The sequence below is a fragment of the Xanthomonas nasturtii genome, assembly GCF_023337365.3.
GTDB classification, from domain to species: domain Bacteria; phylum Pseudomonadota; class Gammaproteobacteria; order Xanthomonadales; family Xanthomonadaceae; genus Xanthomonas; species Xanthomonas nasturtii.
In genome coordinates this window covers 3044256-3060100 of sequence record NZ_CP142084.2, presented here as the reverse complement: position 1 = coordinate 3060100, position 15845 = coordinate 3044256, and the positions used below count along the sequence as shown (strand labels likewise).

Below are 15845 nucleotides of genomic sequence, written 5' to 3'. Positions count from 1 at the left end.
CCTTGTCTGTGTGGCGAGCGTGTTGGGATGCCGATGAATGGGTTGTGAGTCGGGTGCGACCACGGCCCATCGCGGGCATGCGCAAGCGCCGTGCGGGTTCGCAAAACAAGCGGGCGAGTGCAGCCAACAGGTATGCTGGGCGGATGCTCTATCTCGCTTCCCGCTCACCACGCCGACAAGAACTGCTGCAACGCCTGGACGTGCCGTTCCAGACGCTGCAACTGGACGTGCCCGAGCTGCGCGCGGCCGGCGAATCGCCCGGGCAGTACGTGCAACGCGTTGCGCTGGACAAGGCACTTGCCGGTCTGGCGCAGGTGCAGGCCAGCGACCCCGACGCCATCGTGCTGGGCTCCGATACTGAGGTCGTCCTGGGCGAGCGCGTGTTCGGCAAGCCGGTCGATGTGGACGATGCGGTCGCGATGTTGCGCGTGTTGTCCGGGCGCACCCACCAGGTGCTCACGGCGGTGGTTCTAGTCTGTGCACAACGCGCCCCGGCGCAGGCATTGGTGGTCTCGGAAGTCACCTTCGACACGCTCGATGACGCGCAGATCGCCGCCTACGCTGCCTGTGGCGAGCCGATGGGCAAGGCCGGTGCGTATGCGATCCAGGGACGCGCGGAACGCTTTATCCGCCATCTGTCCGGGAGCTATTCCGGCGTGATGGGGTTGCCGCTTCATCACACCTCGCAGTTGCTCACAGCCTTCGGAGCGCATTGATGTCGGAAGAGATTTTGGTCAACGTCACCCCGCGCGAGACCCGTGTGGCGGTGATCGAGAACGGCATGCTGCAGGAATTGCATATCGAGCGCGGTTGGCGCCGGGGCGTGGTCGGCAACATCTACAAGGGCAAGGTGCAGCGGGTGATGCCCGGCATGCAGGCCGCATTCGTCGAAGTGGGGCTGGAGCGCGCCGCGTTCCTGCACGCCAACGACGTGATCCGCCCGGCGCCGGCACCGGCCAGCGTGGTCGACACCGAAGAAACCCCGATTCCGCCGCCGCCGGCCGCTTCGGTGCCGATCGTGGAGTTGCTGCGCGACGGCCAGGACATCGTGGTGCAGGTGGTCAAGGACCCGATCGGCACCAAGGGTGCGCGGCTGACCACGCAGATCAGCATCCCTTCGCGCTATCTGGTGCTGCTGCCGCAATCCAAGATCGTCGGGGTCTCGGCACGGATCGAGGACGAGGCCGAGCGCCTGCGGCTGAAGACCATCGTCAGCGAGGTGTCGGCCCAGCATGGCGGGTTCGGCTACATCATTCGCACCAATGCCGAAGGCCAGCCGGCCGAAGCGTTGGCCGAGGACATCGCGTATCTGTCGCGGGTCTGGAATGTGGTCGAGCGGCGCGGTCGCGAAGCGCCGTCGTGCAGCATCATCTATGAAGACCTGAGCCTGCCGCTGCGTGCGGTGCGCGACCTGATCCGGCGCGATGTGGAGAAGGTCAAGGTCGATTCCAACGAGACCTTCCTACAGCTGCAGGCGTTCGTCGCCAAGTACATGCCGGTGCTGGCCGAGCGGCTGGAGCTGTACAACGGCGACCGGCCGATCTTCGACCTGTACGGGGTCGAGGACGAGATCGGGCGCGCGTTGAACAAGCAGGTGCCGCTCAAGTCCGGCGGCTATCTGGTGATCGACCAGACCGAAGCAATGACCACCATCGACGTCAATACCGGCTCGTTCGTGGGGCAGCGCAATCTGGAAGAGACCGTGTTCCGCACCAATCTGGAAGCCGCACAGGCGGTGGCGCGGCAACTGCGGCTGCGCAACCTGGGCGGCATCATCATCATCGACTTCATCGACATGGACGACCCGGAGCACCGCCGGCAGGTGCTGCGCACGCTGGAAAAGGCGTTGGCACGCGACCATGCCAAGACCACCGTGTACGAGTTCTCGCCGCTGGGCCTGGTGGAGATGACCCGCAAGCGCACCGTGGAAAGCCTCGAGCGTCAGCTCTCAGAGACCTGCGGCCAGTGCGGCGGGCGCGGCACCATCAAGACCGCCGAAACGGTGACCTACGAGATCTTCCGCGAGATCACCCGCGCCGTGCGCCAGTTCGACGCCGCGCGACTGCTGGTGATCGCCTCGTCCAAAGTGGTGGCCCGTATCACCGACGAAGAGTCGGCGGCAGTGGCCGAGCTGGAAGAGTTCCTCGGCAAGAGCATCCGCTTCCAGTCCGACGACCAGTATCTGCAGGAACAGTTCGATGTGGTTTTGCTGTGAGGCCGGGATTGGGGAATCGGGATTCGGGATTGGTCAAAGCCGCCTCTGGTAGCGTGGCTTGCCGACAATGGCGCTTGAAGTGACCGCATGCGGTCTTGCTGCGACGAATCCCGAATCTCCAATGCCTAATCCCCGCTCCTGATGCCCACCCCGCTGCGCCGCCGTCTGCGTCTGTTTCGCCGCTATGCGATCACTGCCAGCGCGCTTGCGCTGGTGGCGCTTGCGTTATTGGTGGGCGCGGCCAGCCAGGCGCTGCCGTTGGCCGAAGAACACCCGCAGCAGATCGCGCAGTGGCTGAGCCAGCGCGCCGGTCAGCAGATCGCGTTCGATCGGCTGCAGACCGAATGGACCCGGCGTGGTCCGCTGTTGCGTCTGGATGGCTTGCGCATCGGCCCGCAAGGAGAGGTGCGCATCGGTCAGGCCGAGGTGTTGCTGGCGATGTATGCCGGGCTGTTGCCAGGCCATTCGCTGACCGAAGTACGCCTGCGTGGTTTGGCGCTGACCTTGCGGCGCAGCGACGACGGGGTGTGGTCGGTGCAGGGCCTGCCCAGTGCCAGACATTCCGACCCGCTGGAGGCACTGCGCCGCCTGGGCGAGATCCAGTTGGCCGACGCGCGCTTGCAGGTGGTGGCGCCGTCGATCGGCCTGGAGACCAGGCTGCCGCGCATCGATCTGCGTCTGCGCGTGAACGGCTCCACGATGAAGGTGGGTAGCCGCAGCTGGATCGATCTGAAGCGTGCGCCGCTGACGGCGGTGCTGGAATTCGACCGCGACAGTGGCGACGGCAACGTCTACGCGCAGGCCGACCCCGCCGACTTGTCCGCATGGGCGTCGCTGCTGCAGTTCGGCGATATGCGCGTGGATGGCGGTGGCGGGCGGCTGCAGGCCTGGGCGCAACTGCGCGCACGCCGGATCGCCGCGGTGACCGTGGATGCCGACCTGCAGCAACTGCGCCTATCCGGGGCCGCGCTGCCGGACGAAACCGCGCGCCGCACGCTGACCTGGGAACGACTGCAGGCGCGCGCGCGCTGGCAGACCATCGAAGGTGGCTGGCGGGTGGACGCGCCGCTGCTGCGCTTGGGCCAGGCGGCAACGCTGCAGCACTTGGACGGGCTGAGCATTGCCGGTGGGCGCCACTATGCGGTGGTGGGCAAACAGGTGGACGTCTCGGGCCTGATCGCTGCGGCCGCGTTGAGCGAACGGTTGTCGCCCGGCGTGCGGCGCTGGCTGAGCCTGTCCAAACCGCAGCTGCGCGTGGCCGACCTGCAGATCGCCGGCGAGCAGGGCGGTGCATTACGGGCGCAGGCCCGGATCGAAGAGTTGGGGTTTCTGCCGGTGGGCAATTCGCCGGGCATCAGCGGCCTGCGCGGCAACATCGATGGCGATGCGCAAGGCGTGGAACTGGACACCGCGCCCGACGCCACGCTGCGCTTCGATTGGCCGACCGGTTTCGGCGTGGTGCATGAGATCCAGTTGGCCGGCAAGATCGTCGGCTGGCGCGAAGGCACTGGCTGGCAGGTCGCCACCGCGGCGCTTCGCGTGCAGGCCAAGGAATACGGCGCCAACGTGCGCGGCGGGCTGTGGTTCCAGAACGATGGCAGCCGCCCGCGTATGCAGCTGGCCGCGCAGCTGGACGATGTGGCGCTGCCGGTGGCACGCAAGTTCTGGATCCGCTCCAAGTTGAGCAAGGCCGCCATCGATTGGCTGGACATGGCGGTGGCCGGCGGCACCGTCACCGGCGGCACCGGCCTGATCAGTGGCGATCTGGACGAGTGGCCGTTCGACACCAACGACGGGCGCTTCGAAGCATTCGGGCAGATCCGCGATGGCGTGATCCGCTTCAGCCCTGACTGGCCGGCAATGGAGCAGGTGCAAGCCGATTTACGCTTCATCGGCAACGGTTTTTCGCTGCAGGGTAAAGGCGATCTTGCCGGCACGCCGATCGCGAGCCTGGACGCCGGCATTGCCAGCTTCGCCACCTCCGAGCTCTATGTGCGCGCTTCCACCCAGGCCGATGCGGCGCAACTGCTCGGCACGTTGCGCAAGAGTCCGCTGGAGCGGCGCTATGGCGACACCTTGCGCAACCTCACCGTGTCCGGGCCGGCTGCGGTGAGCTTCGATCTGCTGCGTCCATTGCGTACCAAGGGTGTGGGCGGCCATCTGCAAGGCACGGTGGCCTTGCAGGGCGCCCAGCTGGCCGACGCGCGCTGGAATCTGGCCTTCGACCAGGTCAGTGGGCAGGCCGAGTACCGCGACACCGGCTTCGCCGCCGAGCAGTTGAGCGTGCAGCACCAGGGCCGCAGCGGCGAGCTGTCGTTGCGTGCAGGCGGCTTCGTGCACGACCCCAGGCAAGCCTTCGAGGCGCGGCTTGGCGCCACCCTGGATGCCAAGGAACTGTTCGACCGCGCACCGCAGATGGAATGGCTGCGCCCGTACGTGCACGGCAGCGCGCCCTGGCAGGTGGGTGTGGATGTGCCGCTGCCGCCGCCAGGGCAGACCGGTGCGAATGCGATGCTGACGCTGCGCTCGGACCTGGTCGGCACCACGCTGGATCTGCCCGCACCGCTGGACAAGGCCGCCCCCCAACCGCTGGACACCCAGGTCAAGGTCGCGCTGCCGGTGGGCGATGGCGATATCGATGTGGCCTTCGGCAAGCTGGTGGCGCTCAAGGCCAGCAGCCACGGCGAGCGGACCGGCGTGCGCGTGGTGATGGGCACCGACACGGTGACCGAACGGCCGCCGGCCAACGGGCTGGTGGTCACCGGCCGCACCGCCTCGCTGGATGCGATCGACTGGATCAGCCTGGCGCGCAGCAGCAGCGATGCGGACATGCCGCCGCTGCCCGGCCAGCCGGCCATTCCCAAGAAAGACGCGGTGCCGCTGCAGCAGGTGGACGTGCAGGCGGACCGGCTGCTGATGATCGGTGGCGTATTCCCGCAGACGCGCCTGCGCCTGCGCCCCACCCGCGATGCGGTGGCGGTGACGCTGGATGGCCCCTCGCTGGCCGGCCAGCTCACTGTTCCCACGGCCGACGGTGCAACGGTGCAGGGCACGCTGAAGACGGTGCATTGGCAGCCGGTGGCAGCGCCTGCCGAGCCGGTTGCGCCCGAGCCCGGCGACCCGCTGGCCGGCGCCTTGCCGGAACCTGCACGCCGCGCGGTGGCCGAATTCGACCCGGTCTCGATCCCGCCGCTGGCGCTGGATATCGACGATCTGCAGGTCGGCAAGATGACTCTCGGCGCGGCCACCCTGCGCAGCAGCCGACTCACCGATGGCATGCAGGTGGACCAGCTGCAGCTGCGCTCCAACGACCAGAACATCGGCCTGACCGGCGCCTGGCGCGGCAAGGGCGCTGCGGCCAGCACGCGTCTGTCGGCGCGCGTGGACAGCCGCAACCTGGGCAATCTGCTGCAGAACCTCACCCTGGGCGGCCAGCTGCGCGGCGGCGAAGGCCAGCTGGAACTCAATGCCGGCTGGCAGGGCTCGCCGACCGGCTTCGCGCTCGGCTCGCTGGACGGCAACCTGCGCGTGGACGTACGCAACGGCCAGTTGCTGGAAGTGGACCCGGGCGCCGGGCGCGTGCTCGGCCTGCTCAGCGTGGCGCAGCTGCCGCGCCGGCTGATGTTCGACTTCCGCGATTTCTTCTCCAAGGGTTTGGCCTTCAACAAGCTGGCCGGCGAAGTGCGCTTCGGCGAGGGCTTCGCACGGACCGACGCCATCCGCATCGAAGGCCCGGCTGCGGACATCGCCATCCGCGGCCAGACCGACCTGCGCGCGCAGACCTTCGACCAGACCGTGGACGTGAACCCGAAGGCCGGCAACCTGCTGACCGTGGTCGGCGCGGTGGCCGGCGGCCCGGTCGGCGCGGCGGTGGGCGCGGCGGCCAATGCGGTGCTGGGCAAACCGCTGGGCGCGATCGGAGCCAAGACCTATCACGTCACCGGGCCGTGGAAAGACCCGCAGGTGGACGTGGTGGAGCGCGAAGCGCGCGAGCGTGCGCCGGGCAAACCGGCCGCACCAACCGCAATGCCAGGCACGCCACGCCCGCCCGGTCGGTCGCCACGCTGACGCACCGGATTGCGTGCGCGTTAGCGAGCGTCGGTGCTTATTGGGCTCTCAACCCTTGAATTGATCGAATGCGGCACACGCGGCAGCTGGCACGCCGTGCATGCCGACGCATTGCGGCATTCATTCGGCCGGGCTGTCGCTGTCGGCGCGCGTAAACATCGGCAAGCGCAGCCGCGAGCGGTGCCCAGGCGTCGGCGGCTGCCCAGGCGCGGGTACGCCCAGAAAGTAGCCGCGTTGCCATTTTTCACGCGCCGCCGCCGAACGCGCATCCGGCAGTGCATCCAGAAAACGCGTACGGCTGTGCGTCCAGTCGGCATGTTGCTGCGCCAGCTGCGGCGTTTCGGAAAGCGGCTTCCACTGCGGCTGCACCTGTTCGATCAACTGCCGTTGCAGCGGGAACAGATGACAGAACGGCTCGCCTGCCTCGAAGCGCACCCGCCCGGGCCGGGTGAAGCGCCAGTTCATGGTGAAGGTGTGCGGGCTCCAGTCGGTTTCCACCAGCCCGCTCAGCGCGCCGATGCCGTCCTTGGGCCGGTTCAAGGGCCCGGTGACGAACAGATCGATGCCGGTGTCGGTGCGGAACAGGCAGGGCACGTGGAAGGTCAGCACGCCATGACCGAAGTGGCTGATCGCCGGTGCAACCGTGTCTGGATCAGCGTTGATGGTGATCGCCGCCAGCGCGTCGCCGCCGTCCCAGCTGGCGTCGAACCCGGACTGGCACAGCAGCTCTGAACCATGCGCATTGGCGATCGCCAGCGGCAGGCAACGGTAGGCGTAGCGCTGGTGGGTGGCGTCCATCCACGCGCGCTCATGCGGGGCGGGGCGGATGTCCAGCGTGTGGCCATCCAGAACGTGGGCGATGAACTTCATGCGCGGGCGATCGATAAGAGCTGGCGGCAGTGATAGCGGCGCCGCATGTTCAGCCGAACGACTTGTCTCCCCGGCGCGCGGGCCCCATCCTGACCACATGACCGATAACGCTCTCACTCTGGCCGAAACCCGGCTGCTGCTTCCTTCCGGCCTGGACGCCGGCCATCTCGACCGCACCTTCGGCGCCCTGTTGGGCCCGGGCATCGACTTCGGCGATCTGTATTTCCAGCATTCGCGGCGCGAGAGCTGGAGCGTGGAAGACGGCATCGTCAAGGACGGTGCGCATTCCATCGAACAGGGCGTGGGCGTGCGCGCGATCGCCGGCGAGAAAACCGGCTTTGCGTATTCCGACGACATCCATCGCGATGCGCTGCTGGAAGCCGCGCAGTCCGCGCGCGCGATCTCGCGTGAGGGCGGGGCGCAATCCACCCGTTCGCTGGTGCGCGGCAACGGCCGCGCGCTGTACCCGGCCACCGATCCCATCGACGACATGGACAGCGCCACCAAGGTGGACCTGCTGCGCCGCATCGACCAGTACCTGCGCGCTGCCGACCCGCGCGTCAAGCAGGTGATGGTGAGCCTGTCCGGTGGTGTGGACACGGTGTTGATCGCCCGCAGCGATGGTGTGCTGGCAGCCGATGTGCGTCCGCTGGTGCGCATGAACGTGCAGGTGATCGTCGAACAGGGCGGGCGTCGCGAATCCGGCTATTCCGGCGGCGGCGGGCGCTACGGCTACGCCGAGCTATTCGCCGATGGGCGCCCGGAAGATTTCGCGCGCGAAGCGCTGCGCCAGGCGCTGGTCAACCTGGACGCGATTCCTGCGCCGGCCGGCGTGATGCCGGTGGTGCTCGGTCCCGGTTGGCCGGGCGTGCTGCTGCACGAAGCGGTCGGCCACGGTCTGGAAGGCGACTTCAATCGCAAGGGCACCAGCGTCTACGCCGGGCGCATGGGCGAGCGCGTGGCCTCGCCGGGCGTGACCATCGTCGATGACGGCACCCTGGACGGCCGGCGCGGCTCGCTCAACATCGACGACGAAGGCACCCCGACCCAATGCACCACGCTGATCGAAGACGGCGTACTGGTCGGCTACATGCAGGACACCCACAACGCGCGTCTGATGGGCGTGGCGCCCACCGGCAACGGCCGCCGCGAATCGTTCGCGCACCTGACCATGCCGCGCATGACCAACACCTACATGCGCGCCGGCCAGCACGACCCGGAAGAGATGATCCGCTCGGTCAAGAAGGGCATCTACGCGGTGAACTTCGGCGGCGGCCAGGTCGACATCACCAGCGGCAAGTACGTGTTCTCGGCCACCGAGGCCTACCTGATCGAAGACGGCAAGGTCACCGCACCGGTCAAGGGCGCCACGTTGATCGGCAACGGCCCGGAGACCATGCAGAAGGTGCGCATGATCGGAAATGATCTTGCACTGGACGAAGGCGTGGGCGTGTGCGGCAAGGATGGGCAAAGCGTGCCGGTCGGCGTCGGCCAGCCGTCGCTGTTGATCGACGGCATCACGGTTGGCGGAACGCAGGCCTGAGATGCGGGGATTCGGGAATCGGGATTGGGGATTCGCAACGGCAGGAGCGGGGCGCCATGTGGCCGTGCCCTGCGCTGCGTCGGTCTTGAAGCCGCGATGCGGGATCAGAGCATTGGGAAGCGCGGCGGTAGAGGCGCGCAGCATCCTCGGCGCTCAGGTGTCGCCTACCCGGGTTGCTGATGGTGGACGCATGCTGCCGCGGTTGGCAGCGGCGGAGGCACTGGTTGAGCGGCTCGGCGATTGCGGCCGCCAGGTGCTATTCGTCGTCTTCCAGGTCCTGGTCGTCGTCCAATCCCGAATCCCCACTCTCCAATCCCTGCTCGTGAGACAGGTCGCGCAGCACCTGGAACAGTTCGCGGTAGGCCCGCGGCGGCTTGTTCTTGGCGCGTTCGTGGATCGCGTTGCGCACCAGCTGACGCAGTTGCTGGCGGTCGGCGGCCGGGTAGGCTTCCAGCAGTTCGGCCAGTGCGACGTCGCCTTCGGCGAGCAGGCGCTCGCGCCAGCGTTCGACCCGATGGATCGCCGCCACTTCGCGGCGCGCGGTGTCGCTGTTGGCATCCAGCGCATCGCGGATCGCTGCCAGGGTTTCATCGTCCTCGCGGCGCATGTGCTTGGCCAGAAACGCCAGCTGCCGCTTGTGCGCGATATGCGAGGTGATGCGCTTGCTCTCTTCGATATGCGGGATCAGCGACTCGGGCACCGGCAACTTGGCCAGCTGCGCCGGGGTCAGCGCCACCAGCTTTTCGCCCAGGTCGAAAATTTCCAGCGCCTCGCGCCGCTGCTGGCTACGGCTGGCGCCGCGAAATTCACCGGTCTGTTCATCGCGTCCGCGCATTGCCACTACATCCCGAAACTTGGTTGATAGAACATCTCCGGCCTTGAACGGCCGGACGCCGGCGGAATACTCCGCACTCAATTCAGACACTGCGGCCAGGAACGGCCGAGCGTTCGCGGACGGATCCGCATCCACATCAAACACTCCGGCCACGGTTGGCCGGGCTTTCGCGGACGGATCCGCGTTCCCAAGGATAAAGCATTGAACGCACTCTCCTCCGAAGTCCGTGTCACCGACGACAGCCTGCAGCGCCTGGACGCGCTCACCGACATCGCGCAGCGCCTGCTCGAGCGCGCACGCGCGGCCGGCGCCACCCAGGCCGAGGTGAGCTGCAGCGAAGAGCGCGGCCTGGACGTCAATGTGCGGCTCGGCGATGTGGAAACGGTCGAATCCACCCGCGACCGCGGCATTGCGGTCACGGTGTACTTCGGCAAGCGCAAGGGCAGCGCCAGCACTGCCGATCTGCAGGAATCCAGCCTGGAATCCACCGTTGCGCAGGCCTGCGCGATCGCCCGCTATACCGAAGACGACGTGGCCGCCGGCCTGGCCGACCCGGAGCTGATGGCGCGCGAGTTCCCCGAGCTGGACAGCTGGCATCCGTGGGCGCTGGACGCCGACACCGCAGTCGACCTGGCGCTGGCCTGCGAAAGCGCTGGCCGCGACGCCGATGCACGCATCAGCAATTCCGACGGCGCCTCGGCCAGCACCGGGCTCAGCCTGTCGGTGTACGCCAACTCGCATGGCTTCATCGGCCGCGAACGCGGCACCCATCATTCGATCAGCTGCGCGTTGATTGCCGGGCAGGGCGACGGCATGCAGCGCGACGGCTGGTACAGCAGCGCCCTGGCGCGCGAAGACCTCGAAGCGCCGGAGGCCATTGGCCGCCATGCCGCCGAGCGCACCCTGGCGCGTCTGCAGCCGCGCTCGCTGCCCACCGGCCAGTTGCCGGTGCTGTTCGCCCCGGAAGTGGCGCGCTCGCTGGTCGGTCATCTGCTCGGTGCGGTCTCCGGCGGCGCGCTGTATCGCCGCGCCAGCTTCCTGCTCGACAGCGTCGGCACCAAGCTGTTCCCGGACTGGTTCACCATCGAAGAACTGCCGCATCTGCGCCGCGGGCTGCGCTCTGCCGCATTCGATGGCGAAGGCGTCGCCACGCGGCAGTCCGCACTGATCACCGATGGCGTGCTGCAGCGCTATGTGCTGGGCAGCTACTCGGCACGCAAGCTGGGCTTGCAGACCACCGCCAATGCCGGCGGCGTGCACAACCTGCAGGTCACCGCCAACGCCGGCGATCTGGCGTCGATGATTGCCGGCATGTCGCGGGGCCTGCTGGTGACCGAACTGATGGGCAACGGCGTCAACCCGGTGACCGGCGATTATTCGCGCGGTGCCGGCGGCTTCTGGATCGAGAACGGTGCCATCGCCTACCCGGTGGATGGCCTGACCATCGCCGGCAACCTGCGCGACATGTTCGCCGGCATCGAAGCGGTGGGCAGCGATGTCGATCCTCGGTCGCACGTCAAGATCGGCCCGGTTCTGGTCAACCGGATGACCGTGGCGGGCGATAGCTGAGCGCGGCGTTCGTGTGCCGGGTCAATGCGCCGCCTGCGCTCGGGCGCAGTGACGCATGAATCATGCAGGCGTCCGTCTTGCCATGTAGTGGGTGGGGACGTCGGGTCCGGGTGGTGCGCACTGCACGGACCGGACCGGCCGCCGTGAGAGACCATGGCGGCCCACACTGGTGGCTAGCTGAATCGTTGTTATAGTCCGCCGCACCACAATCATGTTCGGGGAGACATATGAGCGAATTCGACACCCACGCCGCACCGCCGCCACCGCCGATCGGCACCAGCACGCCGTCGGAGGAACGCACCCTGGCGCTGGCCGCACATTTGCTGGGCATCGTGACTTACTTCGTCGGCGCGCTGGTGATCTGGCTGATCAGCAAGGACGCCAGCCCGTCCAAGCCGTTCGCCACCGATCAGGCCAAGGAGGCGTTGAACTTCCAGATCTCGGTGACCCTGGCCATGATCGTGGCGGTGATCCTGGCCATGGTGTCGTTCGGCATTCTGTCCTTCCTGCCCACCCTGGTATGGATCGGTAGCCTGGTGTTCTGCATCCTGGCCGCGGTCAAGGCCAATAACGGCGAGTATTACCGCTATCCGTTCACGCTGCGCCTGGTCAAGTAATCTGGCCGCGTGACGCAAAGGCCCGGCATCGCTGCCGGGCCTTTGTCGTTTCAGACGATGGCTGGATCAGTTCTGCGCCGGAGTGTTTTCGGCGAAGTACTCGTGGCTGTCGGCATTGGTAATCGCCTGGGCCGGGTTGCTGATCGCCAGGCTGCGCGCGCCGGACTGGCCGTAGACGCGGTCCTGGGTGCCGGCCACCACGGTGAAATGGCTGGTCTCGTGCACCAGCGTGCCGGCCTTGGAGTCGGTGCCGGTGGTCGACGCGCTCCAGAAGGCGTTGCACACGTGGATCTCGTACGGCTGGTTCGGATAGACGTAGGCGAAGGCATCCGCCAGATCCGCTTCGCAGCTGCAGTTGATCGTCAGCTGGCCGTTGTTCTGGTCCAGCGCATTGTCGATGTTGACGAAGTTGGAGCTGACCCGGCTGTAGCGCGAGGCGTTGTAAGCGCCGAACCAGGTGGTGTAACGCGCCCCGGTGCTGCCGGCATTGAGGTAATTGCGTGAGTTCTGCGAGTAGTTGCGCGCGGCAGTGACGGCACTGGCGGCCTGATTGGTGCGGGTGGTGCTGCAGTTGAGGTAGTTGATGCCATTCACCACGGCGGTCGGGCCGACCGCGAGCTGGCGCTGCACGCCGCGACGTGCGCCATCCAGCCAGACGGTAAGCGGGGTGCTGGTGGCCACCGCCGGCAGGCCGTTGGCGGCTTTCATCAGGCTGCCATCGGACAGCGAGGCGTACTGCAGGGTCGAACGCACCTGGATGGTGTAGTTGCCGCTGGTGGACAGGTCGTAGGCGCCGGCCAGATCGACCTCACCCTTCACGCTCTGGCCCGGCTGCAGGATGGTGAAGTCGGCTGCCTTGGGCAGGCCGCGCTTGACCAAGCGCCCGGTGTAGTCCACTGGCGTGCCATCGCGGCTCACTTCCAGAATGCCGTTGTCCAGCGACTTCAGCGGCAGCTGGTAGGTCGGCACGCGTGCGATCTGGCTGCCGTTATTGGTGACGGTGACGGCGATCTTGCCTTGATGACGGCCAGCCTGATCGGCCACTGGCGACAGTTCGATGGTCAACGGAACCGGGCCGCGCACGGACTGCGCCTGCGCCGAACCGAGCACGCCAACAACGGCAAGCGTGCCTGCTGCAAACGATGCGAGAAAAACATTCTTCACCAGTGACTCTCCATGTGGTCGGGGGATGTCCGCAGATGCGGGCAACCCAAACCTAGGCAGGACGAGCGGGCGCGACAAGTCGTTCAATTACAGATATTTTTGTTTGTATCGCGCCTATGCCGTTGTCCGTAACATCACCTATGTTGATAATTCATCATTAAAGTGTGGCGCGTGTCATGACGGCGCAACTGGCGTGTGTCAGCGCCTGACACAAACCCGCGCGAGAAAATTTGCAATCTGTGACAAAGCTCTCCAGCTGGTGCCCCAGCGTGCAGCAGTTGACCGTGCGCTGGCGCACGGAGTGCGCAAATCATGTCCCGCGTGTCCGGTTTTCTTTCGCCAGTGGTCGATGTGTGGCCGTATGGGCGAATGGCGCGCCATGGCCGCAGACTGCGTCGGAGATCGATTCGGGCATCGCCGCACCCGCTCACTGCGGCGCGCTGTGGCGTTGCCAACCGTGTCTAGTGCGCGCGGTCCACTGCGAACCGGCCCAGGGTGGCCAGTGTCTGGCCGGGTTGGCCGTAGGGCTGCAGGATGTCGTGCATGCGCGTGGCCAGTTCGGCCAATTTCGATTTGGCGCCATCCATCCCGAGCAGGGCGGGGTAGGTGGATTTGGATTGCGCCGCGTCCTTGCCGGCAGTCTTGCCCAGCTGCGCCGAGCTCGATTCCACATCCAGGATGTCGTCGCGGACCTGGAAGGCCAGGCCCAGCGCATCGGCAAACGTGTCCAGGCGTTGCTGGTCGGCAACCGCAGCGCCGCCGGTCAATGCACCCATCCGCACCGCCGCGCGGATCAGCGCGCCGGTCTTGAGCGCATGCATGCGTTGAAGATCCTGCAGCGATTGCAGTTGCCCGGTCGCATCGATATCCAGTGCCTGGCCACCGCACATGCCGGCCGCGCCCGCAGCGATCGCCAGGCTCTGCATCCAGCCGACGCGCAGCTCTGCGCCGACCGGTGCCGCAGCCAGCAACTCGAAGGCGCGCGTCTGCAAGGCATCGCCGGCCAGAATCGCAGTGGCTTCGTCGAAGGCGATATGCACGGTGGGCTGACCGCGCCGCAGTGCATCGTCGTCCATCGCCGGCAAGTCGTCGTGCACCAGCGAATAGGCGTGAATCAATTCCACCGCCACCGCAGGGGTGTCCAGCTGATCTTCAGCGGCACCGAACAGTGCGCCGCTTGCGTAGACCAGCAGCGGGCGTATGCGCTTGCCACCGCCCAGCACTGCGTGGCGCATCGCCGCATGCAGACGCTGCGGCGCAAGCGTAGCGCTCGGCAAGCCGGCCTCCAGGCTGCGTTCGTTGCGGGCGATCCAGTGTTCGAACAGCGCCGAACTCACCTCAGCCGTCCAGCGTCGGCGGTTCGAAGGCTTCGGCAAGCTCGGGGCGGGCGGGGTCGGTCAACAGGCGCACGCGCAGTTCGGCCTGTTCCAGCGCCTGCTGGCAATCGCGGTACAAGCCTATGCCGCGCTCGTAGGCCGTGAGCGACTGCTCCAGGCTCAGGTCGCCAACTTCCATTTTCTGCACCAGTTGCTCGAGTTCTTCCAGCGACTGTTCGAAGCGGGCAACCGGGGATGTTTCGTTCAAGGACTTCTTGGCCATCGCTAAAGTGTGCGGCGCGCACGCAGGCGGGTCAATTCGCATCGGCATCGGCGTGCCATTGCAGTGTGGCGGCGTTGGCCTGCAACCACTCGCTCAGGGCCGCGGAGAGGATGCGATCGCCAGCTGCCAGGACATGCGCCTCGTCCCACAGGATCGGCAGGCGCTCGCGGTGCCACGGTGGTAGGTCCAGCGCCTGCAGCAGGTGTTTGAGTTGATGCGAATGCGCGCGCTGCGGCAACACGATGCGCTCGCCGCCCTGGCGCGCACGCACCGTCAGCGGTTGCGCAAAGCGCAGGCCGGGCGCGCCGCGCAACTGCAGCTGCGCACCGTCGGGTAAGTGAAGCGGCGCCGCGCCATCCCACTGTGCTTGCCAGTGTGGCGGCCAGGCCGCAACCGGGCGATGCAGAAACAGGCATTGGCGCCAACGACGGATTTCCACCTGCTGCCACGCAAAGCAGGCCTGCCGGTCTGCGGCGGTGTTGTCGATTTCGCGTTCCAGTGCGGCAACGCCCTGGGCCGGCAGCGGTGGCGCATGCGAGGTGCTCACCCAGGCGCGCAGCAGGCGCGACCTGCGTGCGGCCGGCTGCGCGCGCAGCCGTTGCAGATCCAGCGCGCCGCTCGCTGTCCGCATGCCCGGCAACAGCGCCAGATCGTCCTGCAGGAGCAGTGCGCTGGCGTCGGCACTCAGTTGCGCGCTGCGCGACAGCGCGTCGGCTGCCTGCGGCCAACGCTGCTGCAGCAACGGCAGCACCTGGGTGCGCAGGAAATTGCGGTCGTGGCGCGGATCGGCGTTGCTGGGGTCTTCGATCCAGCGCAATCCCTGCGCATGCGCGTAGGCGAGCAACTCGGCGCGGGCGTGCGCCAGCAACGGGCGCCACAGCGTGCCGTTGGCGAACGGCCGTTGCGGGCGCATCGCCGCCAGCCCGTCCGGGCCGGCGGCGCGCAGTGCACGCAGCAGAAAGGTCTCGGCCTGATCGTCGCGATGGTGGGCCAGCGCCAGCCACTCGCCAGCGCCAAGTGCCCGCGCGAAAGCGACGTGGCGCGCATTGCGTGCCGCCGCTTCCAGGCCAAGGCCGCTGTCGCGTGCAACCCGCACCTGCACGATCTGCAGCGGCACCTGCAGCGCATCGCAGCTGCATTGGCAGTGCGCGGCCCAGGCGTCGGCATCGGCATGCAGCCCGTGATGCACATGCAGCGCGCGCAATCCGGCCTGCCGATAACGCGGCATGGCCGCGATCAGATGCAGCAATACGCTGGAGTCCATTCCGCCGCTGTAGGCCAGCAGCACCGGGCCGGGCGGGGTGGCGGGCAGCTGCAGCGGGGTGGCGGTCAGCACCGGCGCGATCCAGCGGCGAATGCTGCGTG

The 15845-nt window shown here is 67.3% G+C and carries 12 protein-coding genes; 6 read left to right on the top strand and 6 right to left on the bottom strand.

What is annotated here, in order from left to right; all coding sequences use genetic code 11:
- Positions 1-143 precede the first annotated feature (143 nt).
- The 3 genes from M3O59_RS13315 (at position 144) to M3O59_RS13305 (ending at position 6283) form a co-directional block, all read left to right on the top strand.
- A complete protein-coding gene (locus M3O59_RS13315) occupies positions 144-716 on the top strand; it encodes a Maf-like protein (RefSeq protein ID WP_064632831.1) in 573 nt (190 codons plus the stop codon).
- Positions 716-2215 (top strand): ribonuclease G, encoded by a 1500-nt coding sequence (gene rng, locus M3O59_RS13310; protein ID WP_064632783.1) that lies wholly within the window; start codon positions 716-718, stop codon positions 2213-2215. The genes M3O59_RS13315 and rng overlap by 1 nt, the downstream gene beginning before the upstream one ends.
- Positions 2216-2356: 141 nt before the next feature.
- A complete protein-coding gene (locus tag M3O59_RS13305) occupies positions 2357-6283 on the top strand; it encodes a YhdP family protein (protein WP_249047017.1) in 3927 nt (1308 codons plus the stop codon).
- Between the two features lie 120 nt (positions 6284-6403).
- Here the strand turns inward: M3O59_RS13305 and M3O59_RS13300 are convergent, their stop codons facing one another.
- Positions 6404-7153, bottom strand: coding sequence for a DUF6065 family protein (locus M3O59_RS13300; RefSeq protein ID WP_249047018.1), 750 nt, complete (start codon positions 7151-7153; stop codon positions 6404-6406).
- Between the two features lie 97 nt (positions 7154-7250).
- On the opposite strand from M3O59_RS13300, the gene tldD reads away from it, so the two are divergent.
- A complete protein-coding gene (tldD, locus tag M3O59_RS13295) occupies positions 7251-8696 on the top strand; it encodes a metalloprotease TldD (RefSeq protein WP_064632779.1) in 1446 nt (481 codons plus the stop codon).
- 256 nt (positions 8697-8952) lie between these two features.
- On the opposite strand, the gene yjgA is transcribed toward tldD, so the two are convergent.
- Entirely contained in the window at positions 8953-9531 is a 579-nt protein-coding gene (yjgA, locus tag M3O59_RS13290; protein ID WP_064632776.1) for a ribosome biogenesis factor YjgA, read from the bottom strand.
- A gap of 201 nt (positions 9532-9732) precedes the next feature.
- Between yjgA and pmbA the strand changes: the two genes are divergently transcribed.
- Positions 9733-11100, top strand: coding sequence for a metalloprotease PmbA (gene pmbA / locus M3O59_RS13285; RefSeq protein ID WP_116906239.1), 1368 nt, complete (start codon positions 9733-9735; stop codon positions 11098-11100).
- Positions 11101-11327: 227 nt separating this feature from the next.
- Entirely contained in the window at positions 11328-11717 is a 390-nt protein-coding gene (locus M3O59_RS13280; RefSeq protein ID WP_064632772.1) for a DUF4870 domain-containing protein, read from the top strand.
- Positions 11718-11783: 66 nt separating this feature from the next.
- Here the strand turns inward: M3O59_RS13280 and M3O59_RS13275 are convergent, their stop codons facing one another.
- The 4 genes from M3O59_RS13275 to tilS form a co-directional block, all read right to left on the bottom strand.
- On the bottom strand, positions 11784-12881 hold the full coding sequence (locus tag M3O59_RS13275; RefSeq protein ID WP_064632770.1) for a M35 family metallo-endopeptidase: 1098 nt from the start codon (positions 12879-12881) through the stop codon (positions 11784-11786).
- 461 nt (positions 12882-13342) lie between these two features.
- A complete protein-coding gene (locus tag M3O59_RS13270) occupies positions 13343-14218 on the bottom strand; it encodes a polyprenyl synthetase family protein (RefSeq protein WP_116906237.1) in 876 nt (291 codons plus the stop codon).
- A 1-nt stretch (position 14219) separates the two neighbouring features.
- On the bottom strand, positions 14220-14480 hold the full coding sequence (locus M3O59_RS13265; protein ID WP_064632765.1) for an exodeoxyribonuclease VII small subunit: 261 nt from the start codon (positions 14478-14480) through the stop codon (positions 14220-14222).
- 31 nt (positions 14481-14511) lie between these two features.
- A complete protein-coding gene (gene tilS / locus M3O59_RS13260) occupies positions 14512-15816 on the bottom strand; it encodes a tRNA lysidine(34) synthetase TilS (RefSeq protein ID WP_116906236.1) in 1305 nt (434 codons plus the stop codon).
- Positions 15817-15845: the final 29 nt, after the last annotated feature.